The organism is Dyadobacter sp. LHD-138 (assembly GCF_030929615.1).
Lineage (GTDB): Bacteria > Bacteroidota > Bacteroidia > Cytophagales > Spirosomataceae > Dyadobacter.
In genome coordinates, this window is record NZ_JAVFVU010000011.1 from 48947 (window position 1) to 70079 (window position 21133).

The following is a 21133-nucleotide window of genomic DNA, read 5'->3' on the forward strand; positions in this document are numbered from 1 at the left end:
GCAATAACGTTTTTTTATCCAAAATCAGGATGTAAAAAACGGATGATTTTTTATAACAAAAAACCATCCGTCTAATTTAACTTTAATTGCAGCAAATCTTATTTTTCCGGGCTCACAAATGTGTTAACGGTAAGCATAATTTTTCAACTGCATGCGGTATTAAAAGGCTTCCATAATTTCTTCGATGGGTTTTGCACCTTCGAAAAATGATAATAACCGCATTAGGATCCCTTCCACGACGGCGTCCGGGCAGGAAGCGCCGCAGGTTAACATAATACGTGCGGGAGATTTTTCAGGCAGATAATTTTCTGTCACCGTTTCTTCCTTTGTATGCATGTTAAAATGCCTGATGAGCTGTTTATCGAGGATTTTACTGACCGATTCAATAAAATAGGTAGGAAGTTTCGCTTCGCAAAGCTCCACCAAATGGGAAGTATTGGAACTGTTATAACCACCGGCAACGATCACAAGATCGGCCTGATGCGTCAGCAGCGCATAAGTTGCATCCTGATTATCGTTGGTGGCATAACAAAGCGTATCACGTGTATTGGCAAAGCGGCTTTCCACTTCTTCCGGGCGCAGGCTGTAATGTTTGGTCATTACATTTTTAAGATAATCCGCAATGCCTTGTGTGTCAGAGGCTAGCATGGTAGTCTGGTTCACTACGCCAATCCGTTGTAAATCTTTTTCCGGATCAAATCCATCCGAGTACTGACCTTTGAAATCTTCAAAAAACTGTTGTGCAGGTAATTCGCCGGTGATGTAAGAAGCCAGGCGAATGGTTTGCTTCATATCTTCAACCACCAGGGTTGGCGCGTTTTCTTTGCTATGGGAAAAAGTCGCGCGGGTTTCTTCATGAAAGGGTTTTCCATGAACGACAATCGAATAATCTTTCTCCCCGATCTGTGCTGCACGGTTCCATACCTTTTCCACAAAGGGACAAGTGGTGTCGTAGATGTATGAATTGATGCCAAGCTCGGCTAACTTCTGTTGATTTTCAATGGTCGTACCAAAAGCCGGGACGATCACGATATCTTCAGGCGTCAGTTGTTCCCATGGAATCAGCTGTTTGCCTTTGGTATCCATGATGAATTTTACGCCGCGGTCGGTCAGATCCCGGTTAACGTCCGGGTTATGGATCATTTCGCTCAAAAGGAAAATCCGTTTGTCGGGATTCTCGGAAATGGCTTTGTAGGCGATGTCAATGGCATTTTCCACGCCGTAACAGAAGCCGAAATGACGCGCAACAAGAAACTGCACCGGTCCGAAATCGAGGACCGTTGGTGTATAGTCACGTTTCAGTTTATCGTTTTTACGGCGAAACTCCTTAATGGGTGTGATAACACGGCTCCGGTAAAAATCGGGTATATTAAACGTTTTCATTGACTGACTCAGTAGATTGTAAATAACAAAATAGGCCATTTTTGAGCAATAGTCAAAACCTGACTTATTCTTTTGGGTAACAAATGAGGGATTGGCTTTGTTCAAAAAAAGCTTTCGGCTTTCGGCAGTCGGCTTTCAGGTGGTTAATCAAAATGGCTTTCGGCTTTCGGTGATTGGCTTTCAGAAGGTTAATAAAAGGAATTTTGTCCAGGATTTGCCGACTGTTGACGGCCGATTGCCGAAAGCCATCAAAATATTTTGTAAATTGATGCAACATCCGCATTCCCTTTTACCTCTTTAATACAGAACGTTCAAATCTAAACCTTCTGCTTGAAAACGAAATTGTACACCGACCAGCATGTGGATCTGGTAGAGCGTTGTAAACTCGGAGAGCGCAAAGCGCAGTATGAGTTATACAAATGCTACTCGAAGGCTATGTTCAATATTTGCATGCGGATCATAAATCATCACGGTGAAGCAGAGGATGTCTTGCAGGAGGCGTTCGTGGATGCCTTTGCGAACCTCCACCAGTTTCGTCAGCAGTCGACTTTTGGCGCCTGGTTCAAGCAAATCGTCGTCAATAAATCTATCAATCACCTGCGCAGCAGAAAGGTAAAATGGGTGGAAATAGATGAATTTCAGGATAGCCCTGATGACTGTGAGGATATCGAAGATCGTTTTTCCTGGCACGAAAATGATACAACGCTGGAAGTAGAACGGATAAGAAATGCAGTTTTACGTTTGCCTGACGGTTATCGCGTGGTGGTGAGCCTTTATTTGTTCGAGGGGTATGATCACGAAGAAATTGGCGAGGTTTTGGGGATCAGTGAAACGACATCGAGAACGCAGTATATGCGGGGAAAAAGGAAATTAACGGAAATGCTCGGAAGGGCGTAATGAGGACTGACTTAAGCAACGGAAAGTACAAAAAGAGCGTAAATATTGATAACACGTAAACTAAAAATTATCATCATTTGAGTTAAAACTTTACACTTATGTTAATGATCAATGAAAAAGTTTTCTGATAAAAAAGATCGTCTGGAGAGGTTTGTGAGAGATAATAGGGATGGGTTCGACGTTTTCTTGCCTCAGGATTCTTTGTGGGACCGGATTGAGAATAGTATTCCCTCTGTTCCCGCTGAACCGCAAAAAAAAGTTAGACGTCTGAGTAGTCCTTATTTCGACTGGCGAATTGCTGCCGGCGTGATCCTCGCACTGGGAACGGGTTACCTCTTTTACCTCAATAACGAGTATGGCGTCACCAGAGATCCTGGTGTTGCGCTGAAAGTACCGGCCTATGCCCGCGAATTCAATCAGTATAACACGTTGATTGATGAAAAACGGAGTGAAATTTTAAAGCTGGCCAGCAACAGTCCAGAGCTTTACAGAGATTTTTCCGCTGACCTCAAAAGTCTTGAGAACAGCTATCAAAATCTGAAATCTGATTTGGGCAATGCCCCGAACCAGGAAGCATTGATTCGTGCGATGATTGAAAATCTGCAATTTCAGGTGGATTTGCTGAACCGACAGTTAAATATTTTACAACGCATCAATAAGGCAACCCAAAGCCATGAAAAATATAATTCGCCTACTATTTAGTCTTGTAATATGCTGGCCTTCTTTCGGTTTTTCACTGGATACCGAGTCTTTTATACTCATTGAAAAACGAAGGCATGTCGTGAAAGTGTATGAAGTGAGTGAAAAGGACCAACTGGTGGTGGACAATCAATATGGAGAGGTTAAGGTCAATCTGTGGAATAAAAATGAGATAAAAGTTGAAGTGATCATCACGGCCTCTGCGCCAAGCGAATCGCAGGTGGTGGAATATCTGGGTTCTATAAAAATTGGCGAAAGCAGGGGCAAAAACCTGATAAGCCTGAGAACTACAATTGATAAAAGTAGCTTTGCAAGAAGTGGATGGAGTGCTTTAAAGAGAAAGACCGGGGAGAAAAATTTCATCCAGATCGATTACACGATCTTCATGCCCAGGGAAAACGAGCTGGTGGTTAAAAATCAATTTGGCGATACCAATATTCCTTCTTTTGAAGCGCCCTTAACCATTGATTCGAAACATGGGAATTTTAATGCAAATATTTTAGGAAATGCCCAGAATGTCATTTACTCTCAATTCGGACAGGTGAAAATCGGTAAGATGGAAGGGGGAAATCTTGAATTTGAAAATTCAGATCTCAAATTGGACAGAGTACAGACGCTTATTCTGAATAGTAAAAGCGGGGAACTTTCCATCGGAGATGTTAATGACCTCACGACCAATATGAATTACTCCAAGGCGATTATCGGAAAATTGAGAGGGACGGGGAAGATCAGACTGAACTATACCAATAACTTTCGAATGGAGGAACTTACGTCCTCAGAAGAAAACCTTGATATCCACGCGGAGTTTTCTTCTGTTACGCTTCCAGCCGAGTCAAACAGTTTTAATGTTACCGTTACGAACGGAGATTTTAGCTACCCAACTAATGTCAATTTCTCTAAACAGCCTTCACATGAAGGTAAATCATCAAATCAGTCACGTCAATATCAGGGTAAAATCGGTACCGGCTCCGGTGCAAAAATCACCGTTTATTCCAACTTTGGGGACGTGAAACTGAAAAACTGAACTACGCTGGCTGCTCCTCAACCAACACATTGTAACGGAAATCCAGGGGATCGAAAGCAGCCATAAGTTTTGTGATAAAGGCCGGATCGCTCAGGTAAAAATTCAGGAAGTTGTCATAACGCTCCTGTGAAGATTTGCCGGGGAATAGTTTATATTTCAGCGCAAGAAGCTGCTCGATTTCACTTTCATGATTCCGTTCTTCCGCTTTTCTCAATCGCTTTTCCAGATGCTCAAAGGAGTGCCGGATCCGGGTTTCTTCGGCTTTTACAGCACCTTCCATGGATTTGTCAATCGCGATGGCTTTGCCCAGTATGGTTTCAAAAAGCGCGTAAAACGATTTTTTTTCCTCATTCAAATCCAGTACGTTATTTGAATGGCTTTCTACGAAATGTTTTCTCAGCGAGACTTCATCGAGAAACAGATCCTCATAATTTACACCTAGTTTCTCTACCCTTTTGCCTTGCTGATCCGTAATATACATGGCAAAATTCCGGGGAATCAGCATGGGGAACGTTACATTGTAGTGATCAAAAACACCTTTTAACTGCATCCAGTACGGTACTTCGGACGGCCCGCCAATGTAAGCAAGGTTTGGTAAAATGATCTCTTCATACAACGGACGCAATACAACATTCGGGCTGAAATATTCCGGATGCTCGTCGACAAGCGCTGTGATTTCGTTTTCTGTAAAAGAGAGATCGGTATTGAGGACTTTAAAGAGATTATCCTCCTTAATGATGCGTTCGCGGAGGTTGTCCTGAAGGTAGAATAAATTTATTTCGCGTGCACTGAGCGGGGTATGATACCCGAGCGAAGCAAGTTTTGAAGTCGTATTGGTTACAATTTCTGCGGAAGATGAAGTTGTAAGCTCTTCTTTGATGACGGGAACGAACTGGCGTTTAAGATCTGCATCATCTGCATCCAGGCAAATCAACCCTTCTTTGCCGAACAATTCGTGCATATAACATCGAACCGCATCGGAAAGGGTGTTGTTCTCAAGATAAGCTTTTGCAAAAAGTAAAGGCCTGTTGGGTAAATTTCTTAATATGCCCTCTAATTCCTTTGGATTAAGCCTTCCCACTGCGCCTTTGTGTTCTCCCTCCCATTTATGGGTTTTCCCCATCAAATGGAAAGATGCAATTTCTTCAAAATCATGATCTTCTGAAGCCATCCAGTACACCGGGACGAAGTTGTGGTCGGGATAAGTGTCTTTTAGCTTTTTAGCGAGTTTAATGATCGTAACAATCTTATAAATCACATACAGTGGGCCCGTGAAAATATTGAGCTGGTGACCGGAAGTTACCGTAAACGTTTTTTCATCCAAAAGAATGGAAAAATCCGGCATATGCGGTTGGTCTTTGTACTGTTCTTTTAGAACCTTAACCAGTGTCTGACGCTTTTCAATGCTAAAATCTGCCCGTTGCTTCATTACATCTGCTGCATTTTCAACCTTTGGAAAAGTACCGTAAAACTCTTTAAGAGATGGTTTTTGATCCAGATAATCGAGAAGTAGCGTAGGGAATTGCCCCGTTTTACGCAAATCAAGGGAATGAACAGTCATGAAAGGTGGTTTTTCAGTCTCAATTAAGGAATGCAAAGGAATCAGTGTTTAGGGTGACGTGCATTTAACAAAATAAACCCGGCAATCGGACTGAAAGTTCATGAAAAAACCTGAGTTAAACTACTTCATTAACACTTGTTAAGCAACCGGCATTTGCTGATGCAAAAAAATGACACAAAAAGGCCGAAACTGAACCAGCTCCGGCCTTATAAATTAATCGTATTGGTTTTTAGTTGTGCAGGTTTCAAACCTGATTTTTCTTTAATATTATTTAACAGTTAGGTTAATAATACACGGTGCAATAAGTTCGGTATACCTGTTTTTTTAAAAAATATAGTCGTTTTTGGCAATCAATGCATCGGCGATCCGGCGACGGGCGTCTTTCAGGTTGACTGGTTCAATTTTGGTAAATCTTTTCAAACCCATCAGCATCACCCGCAATTCATCGCTTTCGGCAAAACTGGTTATTGCAGATTTTCCGGCATTGTTAACACGCTCTACGGCTTCATGTAAATAAACCTGTGCAATATCTTTGTGCAAGGTGCTGGCGTCCGCACCAAGCAGACCGATCCGTTTTTCAACACGCAAAAGAACAGATTCAGCCGCATAGGTTTCAATAACCATGTCGGCGAGGTTTATGATAATTTCCTGTTCTTCGGAAAGTTTTGTCATGAATTTTTGAACGGCCGATCCGGCTACCATCAACACGGCCTTTTTCAGGTTCCTGATCACTTTTTTCTCGGCAGCGAATAGGGTTTCATCTTCATCCAGTCCAAAATCCGGAATTGACATAATTTCCTTTCCAACGGCCATCGCCGGACCCATCAGATCAAGCTGACCTTTCATCGCGCGTTTTAAAAGCATGTCCACAACGAGTAATCTGTTGATTTCATTGGTTCCTTCAAAGATCCTGTTGATCCGGCTGTCGCGGTACGCACGGTCCATCGGGGCATCAGCGGAATAACCCATGCCGCCATACACCTGAACACCTTCGTCCACGACATAATCCAAAACTTCCGATCCATGCACTTTCATGATCGCACATTCGATAGCCAGCTCTTCCAGTGCCTTCAATTTGGAATCGGCATCACTCAAACCTTTTTCTTGCAACGCAACGATAAGGTCATCAATGTTTTGTCCTACTCTGTATGCCGCAGATTCCGTGGTAAACATACGGATAGCCATTTCAGCCAGTTTATGTTTGATCGCACCAAAACTGGAAATGGAGATACCAAATTGTTTACGCTCATTGGCGTAATTGATCACCTGTCGTGCTACCTGTTTGGAACCTCCAAGGGCCGCGGCGGCGAGTTTTATCCGTCCAATGTTTAAAATATTCACCGCGATCTTAAAGCCGTTTTCGCGTTCAGAAAGCATGTTTTCTACCGGTACGGCACAGTCGTTAAAGAAAATCTGACGTGTATCAGAGCCTTTAATGCCCATTTTGTGTTCCGGCTCATTCATGGTAATACCGCCGAACGTTTTTTCAACAATAAAGGCGCTGAGATGTTTGTCCGTCTCTCCGTTGGGTTCAACCACTTTCGCAAAAACAATAAAAAGATCAGCAAAACCGCCATTGGTTATCCACATTTTTTGGCCATTGAGGATATAATGCTTCCTGTCTTCACTGAGTTTGGCCTTTGTTTTTCCGGAATTTGCATCCGATCCGGAATCAGGCTCCGTTAAGCAATACGCGGCTTTCCATTCCCCGGACGCCAGTTGCGGTAAATATTTAGATTTCTGTGCTTCGTTTCCATAATACACAATGGGCAAAGTGCCAATGCCTGTATGCGCGGAGAGTGCCACGGAAAATGAATTTCCTGCACCGGTGGCTTCCGCAACCAGCATGGAAGTGTTGAAATTCATCCCGAACCCGCCATACTCTTCCGGAACCACAGTGCCCATCAAACCCAGTTCACCAGCCTTATCCATTAGCGAGGACATCAGTTCAGGACTTTTCGCCTGGTCGATTTCGTCAAGACGCGGCCAAACTTCTGTACGCAGAAAATCACGACAGGTATCGGCGATCATTTGCTGTTCCTCGTTAAACTCCTCCGGAATAAAAATCTGTGATGCCGGGGTTTCCTTTATTAAAAATTCACCTCCCTTGATCGACGTTTTTTTACCTTCTGCAACAGCCATGATGATTGATTTTTGGATTTGACTAAAAGTTTGGAACGAATATAGTATGCTTGCATACTATATTGTGTGTAGCAAATATATTCTCTTTCCTAATATTATGCAAGCATACCAATAGGAAAAAATTTTTGAAGTATTGGATTAATTAAATGCGTGAAAAACGGCTCTTTTACGCTTAATCAGGAAATGGTTAATGACTGATGATCTGTTAAAATTGTTCAATAATTTTTTGCCATTGTGCAACTCCGTTTTCCACGCTAAATTCCTGTGCTTTCCGACGCGAAAGGTCTTTATTGAAAGTTGTTAATTTGTTGTTCCACGCGATCATACTGGACACAAAAAGGGAAATATCCAGATTGGGGACCACCGTGCCAAGCTCCGGCGTGATAAATTCAGAGGGTCCGCCGCTTGCGAAAGAAACGATTGGTTTGCCCAGCCAGGCAGCTTCCACGAGCACCATACCAAAAGGTTCTTGTCGGGATGTGAGCATAAACCCGTCAGCTGCGTCCATGTAGGAATAATAGTCGGCTTTTTTCGCGCCGATCAGGTGGACTTTTACGTTTGTTAACTTTGCACAGCGCCTTTTGGTCCAGTAAACCAGCCCGTCGTCACTGGAATGTCCGACCCAAACGAGATGAATTTTTGAGCCTTCCGGTATCTGCAGCGCAATCTCAGGGAGTAAATCAAAGCCTTTTCGCTCGGATGTTGTACCCGACATAATCCACACGAAATCATCGGGGCCGGCACCCCATTCCTGCCGGATCTGTTTTACTTTTTCAGGATCCGGATGTATTTCGTTCAGGTCAACAAAGGGGTAAAGTCTTTTTACATGGGTACTTCCGGATTCTTCGAGGCACTGGCAAACGATGTCGGAACAGCCAATATGCAGGTTTGAGCTCGTTAAAACGGTTTCAAAATCTTTGCTGCTGATTTGAGAATACATTGCAGACAGCTCGTGAATATGTGAAATCACTGGAATCTGCAATTCTGATGCTATTTTGACGACGTCAGCGAGCATGATGGTATTAATGTACCAAAGATCCGCTTTAAATGCGGTGGAAATTTTTTTTATGGCCCTGGTCGTCGGATGGAAACCCAGGTGAAAAGCAATTTTATCGGTTAAAGAGAACTTCCCCGGTGCCATAAAAACGGGGATATCTGCAGGCAGGTCATTGAGTAGTTCTCCATGGGCAAAACAAACGAGTCCGGCTTCAAATTTACTCCTGTCCAGGTACTTAAGGATGTAATAAATAAGCATTTCCGATCCTGTGCGCGTTGCATAGGGTGTGAAAAATAAAATTTTACGACGACTGCTACTAACGTTCATGACTGGCTAATTAGGTCTATATTTTCGGAGGATTTTATTTTAAACAGATTCTTTTTGCCCAATAATGTTGGCCAGAAATAATTCAGTAAAACCCCAGTCTTACGGGTAAAAATGCCTTGAGTTTTTAAATCACTGAAAGGGCTTCCATTGTTTTTGACGTTGAGGACCATTTTCCACACAAATATTACGGGGATCATGGTGAGGTAGTGAAGGATCATCAAAAGATATGCACCCACACCATATTGTTTCCGAACCCACAACATGTTGGATACCTGCATCTGCGCGCTGAACCGGTTGATCCAGGAAATGCTTGTACGGCGGAAAGGGTTATCGTTTTCAAGGTGTATGAAGGTACAGTCTTTGAAATAGCACAATTTACCCTGTTTTCCCATCCGGGCCGACCATTCGACATCCTCGCCGTACATAAAGAAGTCCTCATCAAATCCGCCTGATTTTTCAACGGTTTCCTTTCTTACAAATACAAATGCGCCAACGAGCCAATCATACTGATCGGAATCGCTGTATTTTGGTTCAGGGTATAATTTGTTTAATATCTTGTCAGCAAAACCACTGGGTGGTAAGATGAAAAAGGTTTTACGAAATTCGTTAAAACTCTTATAAAACGGCATTGGTGTGCCATTCGCGTAATGCTGCAAAGCACCAGCCGCCGCAATATCCGGACGCTCATCCATTCTTTCCATACAGCGCCCGATAACATTGTCGGTCACGAGTGTGTCGGCGTTCAGGATTAAAAAGTAACGGCCTTCAGCTGCCTTTATTCCTGCGTTATTTGCCCTTCCAAACCCCGAGTTGTACGACATGTCAATCCATTTTATCTCCGGATAAACCGCACGTACCAAATTCCCGCCTCCATTTTCAGGGTCATTATCGACAATTATAATTTCAAACTTAACACCGGATGTAAATTCATAAATGGATTTTAAACAATTGATAATGAGCTGTGGTGTTCGGTAATTAATTATAATAATGGATACATCCATGAATTAGCGGCGTATAGTTAATGAGCAAAAATAAAGAATCTCCACGGAAGACAAGCAAATCTTCCCTGGAGACAAATAAAAATTACGATTTTATTATTGAATGGTCATGAAAAAATCTCCACCGAAGATAGCCTTATCTTCAGTGGAGATTTGTAATGTGCTGATAATAAAAAATATATATGCTAATGCAAGCGCTCGAAAATGCCGGCAACGCCTTGTCCGCCACCGACGCAGGCCGTTACCATGCCATACTTCTGGTTTCTGCGTTCCATTTCATTGAAAAGCTGCACGGAAAGTCTGGCTCCGGTAGAACCCAGCGCGTGACCTAAGGCAATAGCGCCTCCATTCGGATTAACAATCTCAGGATTGATACCCAGTTCCTGAATTACCGCCAGGGCCTGGGCAGCAAATGCTTCGTTTAATTCAATTTGTTCTATATCTGCCAGATTCAGTCCAGCCTGTTTCAACGCTTTGGGAATGGCAGCCACCGGCCCTATGCCCATAATACGCGGATCCACACCAGCTGTGGCATAGGATACCATGCGGGCTATTGGTTTTAAGCCCAGTTCATTCACAAGCTTTTCAGACATTACCAGGACAAAAGCAGCGCCGTCTGATGTCTGGGAAGAATTTCCGGCCGTTACAGAGCCACCGGCAGCGAATACCGGGCGCAGTTTATTCAAGGCTTCAAGCGTCGTGTCCGCCCGTGGACCTTCGTCTTTATCAACAACAGTTTCTTTTATTTTTTTCTTGCCGGAAATTGGATCGAAATAGGTTTCCTGCACCTTTATCGGGACAATGCCGCTTTCAAACCAGCCTTCTTTCTGCGCACGTAACGCTTTTTGGTGCGACTGGAAAGAAAATTCATCCTGTCTCTCGCGGCTGATGTTGAAATCTTTGGAAACCTGCTCGGCAGTTAATCCCATGCTCAGATAATAATCCGGATGGTTCTGCGCAATCTCATAATTCAATGCTGTTTTCCACCCCATCGTTGGCACCAGCGACATGGATTCTGTACCACCGGCAATGATGCAATCGGCCATTCCGGCGTTGATTTTAGCGGAAGCCATGGCAATCGCTTCAACCCCTGAGCCACAATAGCGATTGATTGTAATGCCTGAAACACTTTGCGGAAGAGCTAATAAAGCAACATAGCGCCCCATCTGCATGCCTTGTTCGGCTTCGGGAACGGCATTTCCAACAATCACATCATCCACACGGACCGGATCCAGCTGCGGTATTTTTTTCAGAATATGTTTGATCACGTCCGCGCCAAGATTATCCGGGCGGGTAAAACGAAAACCGCCACGAGATGCTTTTCCTACCGCAGTACGATAACCGGCAACAATGTATGCATTCATAGAATTATATGGTTTTTTAAGTCAATGACTGAGTTTGGAATGTACTTTCAGGTGATCAGAATCAGGCGATAGAAATTAGTATGCCTGCATACTATCGTAAAATTAATAATTATAAGTAAAACAAAAAACCGCCGGAATAGTTTTATCCCGGCGGTCTGGTAATACAGTTTGCTGATGAAGGTGTTAATGCATGGCTGAGCTTTGTATTTGATTGGAGGTTTTGACTCCTTTTGGCATCGCAATCCACATCACAATGTAAAAAATGAAGACCGGGAAGTGCACCGGGACGAAAAATCCCATCACTAAAAGTATCCGGATAATTGTTACATCAATTTGTAGATAATTGGCCAAACCGGCAGCTACACCACCTATTACTTTGTTATTTACGTCGCGGAATAATCTATTGTTGTTCATGGCTATGTTCGTTTTCTTTGTTATTGTTGATTCAAAGGTACTAGGTGATACATAGTAGTTGCTATAAATCTGTATGAATGGTTTAGGGCCATGAAAAGTGGTTTTTTTTGATGAAGAACATGCGAGCCGGAATAATGTTTTGTCAGGCTTTTTGATATTTGCTGAAAAAATGTTGAAATCGGGAGAAAATATGTAACCTTTTCTCCTGTTGTATATTTCAAAATCCTCAATCGGTCAGCCATATGAAATTGTTTCGCATTAAATTAGGTGTCCTGACATTGTTTGCCGCTTTGCTGGCGACAAACGCATTCTCGCAGAAAACGCACGATATTGACAGCAAAATAAAACAGGTAACGTTGTACCGCAACGGCGCCGAGGTAACACGGGGTATGGCGATAGCTCTGGAAGAAGGACTTCATGAACTGGTTTTTAAAAATTTATCAAGCTCGGTTGACAAAGAAAGTGTCCGGCTGAGTGGTGTTGGAGATTTAACGATCTTGTCCGTCTTACCAAGAAGCAACTATAATAAGGAAGGCGAACGGCAAAAATCGATCAAACTTCTGGAAGACCAGCGCGATCTTATCCATGACAAGCTGACTTATGAGCGCGGGATGCAAAATGTGTACAAACAGGAAGAGGAAATGCTGGTCAAAAACCAGCAGATCGGCGGGGCCAATGTGACGCTTAAAACGCTGGACTTAAAAGAGGCGATTGACTTCCAAAGAAAGAGGCTGACGGAGATTTTGGCAGAAAAATTAAAAACGGTTAACAACATTAAAAAACTGGAAGAAGATTTGAAACGTGTTGGCGAGCAGTTGACACCATTACAGACGGAAGCTCAAAAAGGTACGACAGAAGTGGCTATCCAGATTTCTGTTAAAAAACTCACGCAAACAGATCTGGATTTGACCTATTATGTTGCCGATGCAGGTTGGTATCCGGTATATGATGCGAAGGCGACGAATCTTTCTGGGCCCTTGGTACTTCATTATAAAGCCAGTGTTTTTCAATATTCCGGTGAAGACTGGAAAAAAGTGAAACTTACCTTATCCACAGCCAATCCGAGAGGCAGATCCATCATTCCGCAGCTTAAAACCTGGTATTGGGGGTTTCCTAATGATTATAGTATGTACAAAAACCAATCTCAGGATAATCTGCCGGTCGTGGGTGGGATATCTGAGGTCAGTGGTTTTGTTAAAGACCAGGAAAATAATGCATTGGCCGGTGTATCGATTTTAATTAAAGGGACAAATATAGGTGCTGTCACAGATGCAAATGGATTTTACCAGATTTCCATTCCGCCTAATCTGGCCAATAATCAAGCTGTACTGACTTTTACTTTTATTGGTTATCAAACGCAGACGAGAGGTATTACGTCAAGTAGAATGGATGTATTATTAAGGCCAGAGATAAGCGCGTTAAACGAAACTGTTGTAGTAGGCTATGGAGATCAGGTAAAGCATAAATCAATGGCTATGAGCCAGGCTGAAATAAGTATCAGAGGGGGAAGCGTGACGAAACTCGAAACCAGCGAACGCGAAGCTGCTACAAGCGTTACCTATGAAATTCCAGTTGCTTACACCCTGCTGTCTGACGGGAAAACCTATGCGGTTGATATTAAAACTGAAAATGTGGCGGATAGCTATTATGAATACATAAGTTTTCCGAAGGTCAAGCCGGATGTATATCTGAACGCTTATCTGCCCACATGGAATAACCTAAGTCTTTTGAGTGGTGATGTGAATTTGTTTCTGGAAGACAGTTATGTCGGTAAAACAAGGCTTGATGTGGAATCTGCGGCAGATACTTTAAGTTTTTCTTTTGGTCCGGACCGCTCGGTTATTGTACAAAGAGAGCAGCTTAAAACGTTTACTAAGAAACAGCTTTTTGGAAACAATGTCACGGAAAACCGTGCCTATAAAATTACGGTTCGAAATACGAAAAAGGTCCCGGTGAGGATTGTCGTGAAGGATCAGTTCCCGCTGTCGAAGAATAAGGAGGTAGAAGTTTCAGATAAGTCTGCACCGGAAGCGAAGGTTGATGACACAACCGGAGAAGTGATTTGGTCGCTCGTTTTACCAGCCGGCCAGAGTAAGGAACTGAACCTCAAATACACGGTCAAATATCCTCGTACAGGTTATGTAACCAGGGAATAAAGATTAAAATACCCTTAGGATTATTGTATTTGTTGGTAATTACTATCCGCAATAAATTACATTTGCATTTGAAAAATGATCTGAGTAGCTGACAATCTGGCATTTTGACGCATTCAGGCGTGATATTTTTTAGATAAATTGAACGATTCACAATACATATACCATCATGTTTAAAATATTTTCGAAGCTATTCGGCACAAAATCCGAGCGCGATTTGAAGGATCTGACTCCTTACGTTGCTTTGGTCAACGCGGAATACGCGAAACTGGTTTCTTTGTCTAACGATGAACTTAGAGCGCAGTCAGAAGGTCTGAAAGCACATATAGCCGCAGGATTGAAAGCAATTGATGATCAGATTGCCACCCTGCGGGAGGAAGCTAATGACGAGCCGAATGTCGACACGAAAGAGGTGATCTTTAAAAAAATTGATACCCTTGAGCTTGACCGGAATAAAGAACTTGAAGTAATATTATTGGATATTCTTCCAAAAGCTTTTGCGATTGTGAAGGATACGGCGCGTCGTTTCAAAGAAAATGAAAGTCTGGAAGTGAACGCTTCTTACTTTGACCGTGAAATAGCAACGACGAAGACAAATGTTACTATTCATGGTGATAAAGCCGTTTGGAACAGTACCTGGGACGTAATTGGCCAGCCTATCAAATGGAATATGCAGCATTATGATGTGCAGCTTATCGGTGGTTTGGTACTGCACCAGGGGAAAATCTCTGAGATGGCAACAGGGGAAGGAAAAACGCTTGTGGCTACTTTGCCGGCGTTTCTTAATGCCCTGGCAGGTTTAGGCGTTCACATCGTTACGGTGAATGATTACCTTGCAAAACGTGATGCGGAATGGAATGCCCCTCTTTTTGAATTCCACGGCATGAGCGTTGATTGTATCGACCGCCACCAGCCAAACACACAGGCACGCCGCGACGCTTACAAGGCGAACCTTACTTACGGAACAAATAACGAATTCGGTTTTGACTACCTGCGTGACAATATGTCACGGACGCCGGACGAACTGGTACAACGAAAACACCATTTCGCGATGGTCGATGAGGTTGACTCCGTTTTGATCGATGATGCGCGTACGCCATTGATCATCAGCGGACCGGTACCCCGTGGTGACGAGCAGGAATATCTTGAGCTTAAACCCCGTGTTTCAAGAATCGTTGAAGCACAGAAAAAACTGGCGATGGATCTTCTTAACGAAGCCAAGAAGAAAATCGCTGCCGGTGATAAAAAAGAAGGTTCTCTGGCACTTTTCCGTGCGCATCGCGGGATGCCAAAGTATAAGCCTTTGATCAAATATCTGAGTGAATCGGGTATCAAGCAGCTGATGCAGGAATCAGAATCGATTTATCTGGCAGAAAACCAGAAACTGATGCCTCAGGCTGATGCGCCGCTTTATTTCACCATCGACGAAAGACATAACAGCATCGAATTAACCGAAAAAGGAATTGACTTCCTGACCGGCGAATCCGAACAGACAAACTTCTTTATCCTTCCGGATATTGCCGTTGATCTGGATGTCATTGAAAAAGATCAGTCGTTGAGCGAGCAGGAGCGTGTGATGCAGAAGGAAGCTTTAATTCGTGATTATTCTGTAAAAACGGCACGTATCCATACTGTTAACCAGCTTTTGAAAGCGTATACACTTTTTGAAAAAGATGTGGAATACGTACTGATGGACGGAAAAGTTAAGATCGTTGATGAGCAGACTGGTCGTATCATGGATGGCCGTCGTTATTCGGATGGTCTTCACCAGGCGATTGAGGCAAAAGAAAATGTGCGCGTGGAGGATGCCACACAGACTTATGCGACGGTAACCCTTCAGAACTATTTCCGTATGTACCACAAGCTTGCCGGTATGACCGGTACAGCGGAGACGGAAGCAGGTGAATTCTGGGAAATCTACAAACTGGACGTAGTTTCGATTCCTACCAACGTGCCGGCGGTGCGTAAGGATCAGGAAGACAAAGTGTATCGTTCGGTTCGTGAAAAATATAATGCGGTTACGGATGAAATCGTAGAGTTGGTTGAAGCGGGCCGCCCGGTACTGGTTGGTACCACTTCGGTTGAAAACTCGGAAATCATCAGCCGTATGCTTACCCTGCGTAAAATACCACACCAGGTTTTGAACGCGAAACAACACCAGAAGGAAGCGGAAGTTGTTGCCGAAGCTGGTAAGCCAGGAACCGTAACGATCGCAACCAACATGGCGGGTCGTGGTACGGATATTAAACTGACCCCGGAAGCGAAAGCAGCAGGCGGTTTGGCGATTGTGGGTACAGAACGTCATGAAAGCCGTCGTGTTGACAGACAGCTTCGTGGTCGTGCCGGTCGTCAGGGTGATACGGGTTCTTCTCAGTTCTTTGTTTCATTGGAAGATAACCTGATGCGTCTTTTCGGTTCAGACCGTATGGCGAAGGTTATGGATAAAATGGGCTTGGAAGAAGGTGAAGTGATCCAGAGCAGCATGATTACCAAATCAATCGAACGCGCCCAGAAAAAAGTAGAAGAAAACAACTTTGGTATGCGTAAACGTCTTCTGGAATATGATGACGTGATGAACTACCAGCGTGATGCCATTTATACTCGTCGCCGCAACGCATTGTTCGGAGATCGTCTGGCTGTTGATATTGCCAATACGCTTTATGACGTTTGTGAAGAAGTGGTTGCTAACGCAGGAACCTACGCGGAACTTGACCTGGCAACCATCACAACTCTGGGAATTGAACTTCCTTTCAGTGAAAATGACTACGTTTCGCTGAAACCGCAGGAACGTTCTCAGCGTTTGTACGAAGCTGCCGAGAAACAATATCAGGATAAAAATCAGGCAATCTCTGAGAAGGCATTACCTATTTTGCAATCCATTTATTCGGAACGTGGCGCGACGATCACGGAGATTATGATTCCGTTCAGCGATGGTATCCGCCAGACTGGTATTGTGGTTAATCTTAAGAAAGCATTGGCAAACAATGGTCATGAGATTACCCATGAAATGGAAAAAGCGATTGTTCTTTCACTGATCGATCAGGAATGGAAAGAGCACCTTCGTGAAATGGATGATTTGAAACAATCGGTTCAGAATGCCGTGTTCGAACAAAAGGATCCTTTGTTGATCTATAAATTCGAATCGGTTGAGTTGTTCAAACGATTCCTGAGCAAAGTAAATTTTGACATGATATCCTTCCTGATGAAGGCGGATATTCCGCAGGAAGAAGCGGCTCCGGCACCGGTTGTGCAGCAAACGGTAAGACGTCCAACGCCTGCACCTGAGCTTCACACCAACCGTGAAGAAGATTTTGATACAGATTTTGACGGACCAAGCGAATATGCGCGTCAGATGGAATCATCGACGAAATCGCATCCTGTGAAAGTGGATAAAATTGCAGACCGTAATCAGAAAGTATCGGTACAATACCGCGACGGACGTGTTTTACGTGATGTGAAATACAAAAAAGTTGAACACGAAGTGAAAAACGGCGACTGTGTCGTGATAGAATAATATATTCATTCTGTTTTGAGAATGATAAAATTTTGACTTGAAAATCAGAAGCCTTGCCTCTCTAAATTAGATTGGCAAGGCTTTTTGATAGGCGTAAAATCAAGATTTATACGATATTTGTATTTTCAAAGACTAAAAGCGAACGAAATTCCCCTTTCATGAAACTTCATAAAGAAGGTTACACCATCATGGCGGTTGCCGCCGTTATATTGATTTTAATTAACGCAGGTATCAGCTATCTTCTTCCGGACGGATATTGGGTCCCGAGAATTGCCCTGATTGCCAGCGTTGTTATTTTCTTCCTGATTGTACAGTTTTTCCGTGTCCCTTCCCGGGTTGTGACCAAAGGTCTGAACCAGATCATCGCGCCCTGTGATGGAAAAGTGGTAGTGATCGAAGAAGTGGTGGAAACGGAATATTTCAAGGGACCAAGACGTCAGATCAGCATTTTCATGTCGCCGATCAATGTGCACGTGAACTGGAACCCGGTAAGCGGCGTGATCAAATATTTTAAATATCATCCGGGATTATATCTGGTGGCCTGGCATCCTAAATCAAGTACGGAAAATGAACGCACCACGGTTGTGACACGTACGGATTCGGGTGTGGATATTCTTTTCCGCCAGATTGCCGGTGCAGCTGCGCGCCGTATCCGCTGGTACGTAAAAGAGGGAGACAAAGTTGAACAAAGCACTGAAATGGGCTTCATCAAATTTGGCTCCCGCGTTGATATTTATGTTCCGCTGGATGCAGAAATTAAAGTAAATCTTCAGGACAAAACCGTCGGTAGTGTCACGGTACTGGCAGAATTAAAATAACCGCCACGACAAGATCTGTGCAAAAAAATCGGGTACGGCGGAAGGATAAACAACGGCCATAAATACCATCCCGAATACTGCACCATAAATATGGGCGCTGTGGTTGACATAACTTCTGCCACGGCGCCCTTCATAGATGGAATAAGCAAGAAACAGCCCACCGAAGATAAATGCCTTCAGTTTGATGAAGAAATACAGATAAATATCCATCAAAGGCGCGTATAGAATAGCGGCAAACAAAACGGCCGAAACACCTCCCGAAGCCCCCAGTGAGTTATAATTTGAATTGGTTTTGTGTTTCAAAAATGTCGGGATATCCGAAACAATGATCCCTACCATGTACAGGAACAAATAATAAGCCGCTCCGTTCGTGCCAAAAAGCATGGCGAAAAGCCGCTCGATCCCTTCTCCGACAAACCACAACGTCAGCATATTGAATATCAAATGCCCGAAATCGGCATGAATAAAGCCTGAAGTTACAAACCGGTAATATTCATTCCGCTTCGTAACCTTGTATGGGTTCATGATCAGCTTATCCATCGTGAGCGGGTTTTGCAACGCGTAATAACTGATCCCTGAGGTTATTATAATGAGTATGAGCGTAATTGACATGATTTTTGCTTTAATAAATTAAATGTGAAAGCCGACCATCGGCGGTATTATAGTTTGGGCAGGCGCTACTGTTCCCGCTGCACCAACTGGTGAACGAATTCAAGCAGCGGCTTTTTGCGGCCTTCTTCCACCGGTAACCTTTCCAGACAGCTGATGCCTTTGGTAAAGTAGTCATTGATTTTATGTTCGGTTAACGACCGGATGTCCAGCGTATCATATATTCCCCTTACCGCCGTTACCTTTTCTTCTTTGTCAAAATTTTCAGCCGATAGCCACCGGTTCAATTCCGATGCGGTATCCCCTTCCGCTTTGGCCAGGGCTTCTATCAGTAAAAACGTTTTCTTGTTAGCAATGATATCTCCGCCCACCTGTTTTCCGAATTTTGCAGGATCGCCGTACACATCCAGCAAATCATCCTTCAATTGGAAACCGATTCCCATGCTTTCTCCTGCCTCATACAGGAGCCGTGTGGCTTCCGGCGATGCTCCGCCTATGATTCCGCCAAGTTCCAGTGCAAAGCCCAGCAGAACGGAAGTTTTAAGGCGTATCATATCCAGATATTCTTCTTCCGTCACGTTCCAGCGCGTTTCGAAATTCATATCCAGCTGCTGGCCTTCGCAAACTTCGGCGGCTGTCTGGTTAAAACGGCTTAATACCAGTTTAAGATCTTCTTTTTTTGTATCAATCAAAAAATCATAAGCACGGATCAGCATCACGTCACCGGATAAAATCGCTGTATTGGCATTCCACTTTTCATGTACGGTGGGTTTGCCGCGACGAAGCGGTGCACGGTCCATGATGTCGTCATGCATCAGGGTGAAATTGTGAAAAACTTCAACCGCAATGGCCGGTTTTAGCGCTTTTTTCCAGTCATCCGTATGCAACGATGCAGCCAGTAAAGTCAAAAGCGGGCGGAAACGTTTGCCGCCCAAAGCCATGATATAACGTATCGGTTCGTAAAGTTCGGCAGGAGATTCGCCGTAGGAAGTTTGATCTATTTCAGTTTGCAGGGTCTGCAGCAGATGCTCTGTTGTTGTCATTCGTGGGTATTTACTACGTTTCTCAAACGTATGGGAAAAGAATTCTTTTGGTCATGATTTTCTCTTTTTCAGAGAAGTACGCAAAATAGCTAAATCCTGTCGAGAAACTCAAAGGTTAGTGGATGAATGGTTATTTATGTTGTACGGGAGAAAAAATGTCCTGTATTTAATTAATAAAAAATAGCGTAATCAGGGCAATGGCCGATTTATTTGGATTGACGGATTAATTGAAAAAATATTATTGTCATATTTGACCGTAGCTAATATGTTTCGTGCCGTGAGTGCCCGCATTGGTACCAGTCCAAGTGAAGAATTATTGGTTCAACTGCGAGCATTCCAGGCTAAAATAACTTTCTGATGCCTTTTCATCTTTATTTCAACGGAGAAATTTCTCCGTTAGATTCAACTGTTTTCAAGTCAAACGACCTTGGTGTTTTGCGTGGTTATGGCATGTTTGATTATTTCCGGACTTACAACGGTATTCCTTTTCGCTGGGATGATTACTGGCGGCGTTTTGAAAACTCCGCAAAACTGTTGAAGCTTCCGTTGCCGGTGAGTCAGGAAGAAACTGCCAAAATCCTGGCCGATCTGCACGCTTTATCCGGTGAAGCCGAGGTGGCTTTCCGTTTCGTATTAACAGGCGGTTATGCGCCGGACAGTGTGCATGTGGTAAAACCAAATTTTCTGATCCGGACGGAGGCGCTGCCCCAGGACAATCCGGCCGGTTTGTTAAAGGGTATTAAAGTGTTGCCTTATCCCTATGTCCGTGATTTACCGGAAATTAAAACCACGAATTACGTTCATATGGTTTTAATGGCTGATGCGTTAAAAGAACAAGGTGCGGCGGATTTGCTTTTCCACAAAGACGGAGAGGTGAGTGAGCTGACGCGAAGTAATTTTTTCATTTTCCGGGGCGATACGCTGATTACATCGGATAGTAACATCCTGAACGGTATCACGCGTAAAGTGGTGCTGGAACTGGCAGCGGAACATTTCCATGTTGAAGTCCGGCCGCTCGCTTATGCTGAACTGGAAACAGCGGATGAAGCTTTTACGACAAGTTCGACAAAATGGGTTATGCCGATTGTTCAGATTGGAGATAATTCTGTGGGTGATGGGAAGGTGGGCAAACGTACGCTTTTGTTGCAGGATTTGTTTAAAAAACTGGTAGCTGACTGGGGGAAATAACC

General features: G+C 43.7%; 16 protein-coding genes. 7 read left to right on the forward strand and 9 right to left on the reverse strand.

The genetic code is table 11. The annotated features are described in order from the left end of the window. Positions 1–159 precede the first annotated feature (159 nt). Positions 160–1383 carry a 4-hydroxy-3-methylbut-2-enyl diphosphate reductase gene (locus RB622_RS09955; protein WP_308046400.1) on the reverse strand — a complete coding sequence of 408 codons (1224 nt, stop codon included), beginning with the start codon at positions 1381–1383 and terminating at the stop codon, positions 160–162. Positions 1384–1713: 330 nt separating this feature from the next. Between RB622_RS09955 and RB622_RS09960 the strand changes: the two genes are divergently transcribed. The 3 genes from RB622_RS09960 (at position 1714) to RB622_RS09970 (ending at position 4003) form a co-directional block, all read left to right on the forward strand. Further along, positions 1714–2280, forward strand: coding sequence for an RNA polymerase sigma factor (locus RB622_RS09960; RefSeq protein ID WP_308046401.1), 567 nt, complete (start codon positions 1714–1716; stop codon positions 2278–2280). Positions 2281–2391: 111 nt separating this feature from the next. Next, complete coding sequence (locus tag RB622_RS09965) at positions 2392–2982, forward strand: hypothetical protein (RefSeq protein ID WP_308046402.1); 591 nt, start codon at positions 2392–2394, stop codon at positions 2980–2982. Further along, positions 2954–4003: a hypothetical protein gene (locus tag RB622_RS09970; protein WP_308046403.1), complete on the forward strand. Its 1050-nt coding sequence runs from the start codon at positions 2954–2956 to the stop codon at positions 4001–4003. Before RB622_RS09965 ends, RB622_RS09970 begins: the two co-directional genes overlap by 29 nt. Position 4004: 1 nt before the next feature. Here the strand turns inward: RB622_RS09970 and bshC are convergent, their stop codons facing one another. The 6 genes from bshC to RB622_RS10000 all read right to left on the reverse strand — a co-directional run bounded on the left by bshC (position 4005) and on the right by RB622_RS10000 (position 11806). Next, on the reverse strand, positions 4005–5564 hold the full coding sequence (gene bshC / locus RB622_RS09975; RefSeq protein WP_308046404.1) for a bacillithiol biosynthesis cysteine-adding enzyme BshC: 1560 nt from the start codon (positions 5562–5564) through the stop codon (positions 4005–4007). A gap of 324 nt (positions 5565–5888) precedes the next feature. Then, entirely contained in the window at positions 5889–7706 is a 1818-nt protein-coding gene (locus tag RB622_RS09980; RefSeq protein WP_308046405.1) for an acyl-CoA dehydrogenase family protein, read from the reverse strand. 205 nt (positions 7707–7911) lie between these two features. Next, complete coding sequence (locus RB622_RS09985; protein WP_308046406.1) at positions 7912–9030, reverse strand: glycosyltransferase; 1119 nt, start codon at positions 9028–9030, stop codon at positions 7912–7914. Next, positions 9027–10031: a glycosyltransferase family 2 protein gene (locus RB622_RS09990; RefSeq protein WP_308046407.1), complete on the reverse strand. Its 1005-nt coding sequence runs from the start codon at positions 10029–10031 to the stop codon at positions 9027–9029. The genes RB622_RS09985 and RB622_RS09990 overlap by 4 nt, the downstream gene beginning before the upstream one ends. A gap of 182 nt (positions 10032–10213) precedes the next feature. Further along, on the reverse strand, positions 10214–11392 hold the full coding sequence (locus tag RB622_RS09995) for an acetyl-CoA C-acyltransferase (protein WP_308046408.1): 1179 nt from the start codon (positions 11390–11392) through the stop codon (positions 10214–10216). Positions 11393–11575: 183 nt separating this feature from the next. After that, positions 11576–11806, reverse strand: a complete 231-nt coding sequence (locus RB622_RS10000) for a PspC domain-containing protein (protein ID WP_308046409.1) — start codon at positions 11804–11806, stop codon at positions 11576–11578. A 242-nt stretch (positions 11807–12048) separates the two neighbouring features. Between RB622_RS10000 and RB622_RS10005 the strand changes: the two genes are divergently transcribed. From RB622_RS10005 to RB622_RS10015, 3 genes are all read left to right on the forward strand, one after another. Further along, the gene (locus RB622_RS10005) at positions 12049–13962 is read left to right on the forward strand and encodes a mucoidy inhibitor MuiA family protein (protein WP_308046410.1); all 1914 of its coding nucleotides are present in this window, start codon (positions 12049–12051) and stop codon (positions 13960–13962) included. 166 nt (positions 13963–14128) lie between these two features. Beyond that, positions 14129–17473, forward strand: coding sequence for a preprotein translocase subunit SecA (gene secA / locus RB622_RS10010; RefSeq protein WP_308046411.1), 3345 nt, complete (start codon positions 14129–14131; stop codon positions 17471–17473). Positions 17474–17631: 158 nt separating this feature from the next. Further along, entirely contained in the window at positions 17632–18291 is a 660-nt protein-coding gene (locus RB622_RS10015) for a phosphatidylserine decarboxylase family protein (RefSeq protein ID WP_308046412.1), read from the forward strand. On the opposite strand, the gene RB622_RS10020 is transcribed toward RB622_RS10015, so the two are convergent. Continuing rightward, entirely contained in the window at positions 18283–18903 is a 621-nt protein-coding gene (locus tag RB622_RS10020) for a rhomboid family intramembrane serine protease (protein ID WP_308046413.1), read from the reverse strand. The two genes, RB622_RS10015 and RB622_RS10020, sit on opposite strands and share 9 nt — an antisense overlap. A gap of 65 nt (positions 18904–18968) precedes the next feature. Beyond that, positions 18969–19943 carry a polyprenyl synthetase family protein gene (locus RB622_RS10025; protein WP_308046414.1) on the reverse strand — a complete coding sequence of 325 codons (975 nt, stop codon included), beginning with the start codon at positions 19941–19943 and terminating at the stop codon, positions 18969–18971. Positions 19944–20300: 357 nt separating this feature from the next. Between RB622_RS10025 and RB622_RS10030 the strand changes: the two genes are divergently transcribed. After that, on the forward strand, positions 20301–21131 hold the full coding sequence (locus RB622_RS10030) for an aminotransferase class IV (protein WP_308046415.1): 831 nt from the start codon (positions 20301–20303) through the stop codon (positions 21129–21131). Positions 21132–21133 lie beyond the last annotated feature (2 nt).

What these genes read in the sequence shown, in the direction of transcription:
- RB622_RS09955 (WP_308046400.1), bottom strand. Translation starts at nt 1,383, where the DNA reads ATGAAAACGTTTAATATACCCGATTTTTACCGGAGCCGTGTTATCACA.
- RB622_RS09965 (WP_308046402.1), top strand. Translation starts at nt 2,392, where the DNA reads ATGAAAAAGTTTTCTGATAAAAAAGATCGTCTGGAGAGGTTTGTGAGA.
- RB622_RS09970 (WP_308046403.1), top strand. Translation starts at nt 2,954, where the DNA reads ATGAAAAATATAATTCGCCTACTATTTAGTCTTGTAATATGCTGGCCT.
- bshC (WP_308046404.1), bottom strand. Translation starts at nt 5,564, where the DNA reads ATGACTGTTCATTCCCTTGATTTGCGTAAAACGGGGCAATTCCCTACG.
- RB622_RS09980 (WP_308046405.1), bottom strand. Translation starts at nt 7,706, where the DNA reads ATGGCTGTTGCAGAAGGTAAAAAAACGTCGATCAAGGGAGGTGAATTT.
- RB622_RS09985 (WP_308046406.1), bottom strand. Translation starts at nt 9,030, where the DNA reads ATGAACGTTAGTAGCAGTCGTCGTAAAATTTTATTTTTCACACCCTAT.
- RB622_RS09990 (WP_308046407.1), bottom strand. Translation starts at nt 10,031, where the DNA reads ATGGATGTATCCATTATTATAATTAATTACCGAACACCACAGCTCATT.
- RB622_RS09995 (WP_308046408.1), bottom strand. Translation starts at nt 11,392, where the DNA reads ATGAATGCATACATTGTTGCCGGTTATCGTACTGCGGTAGGAAAAGCA.
- RB622_RS10000 (WP_308046409.1), bottom strand. Translation starts at nt 11,806, where the DNA reads ATGAACAACAATAGATTATTCCGCGACGTAAATAACAAAGTAATAGGT.
- RB622_RS10005 (WP_308046410.1), top strand. Translation starts at nt 12,049, where the DNA reads ATGAAATTGTTTCGCATTAAATTAGGTGTCCTGACATTGTTTGCCGCT.
- secA (WP_308046411.1), top strand. Translation starts at nt 14,129, where the DNA reads ATGTTTAAAATATTTTCGAAGCTATTCGGCACAAAATCCGAGCGCGAT.
- RB622_RS10015 (WP_308046412.1), top strand. Translation starts at nt 17,632, where the DNA reads ATGAAACTTCATAAAGAAGGTTACACCATCATGGCGGTTGCCGCCGTT.
- RB622_RS10020 (WP_308046413.1), bottom strand. Translation starts at nt 18,903, where the DNA reads ATGTCAATTACGCTCATACTCATTATAATAACCTCAGGGATCAGTTAT.
- RB622_RS10025 (WP_308046414.1), bottom strand. Translation starts at nt 19,943, where the DNA reads ATGACAACAACAGAGCATCTGCTGCAGACCCTGCAAACTGAAATAGAT.
- RB622_RS10030 (WP_308046415.1), top strand. Translation starts at nt 20,301, where the DNA reads ATGCCTTTTCATCTTTATTTCAACGGAGAAATTTCTCCGTTAGATTCA.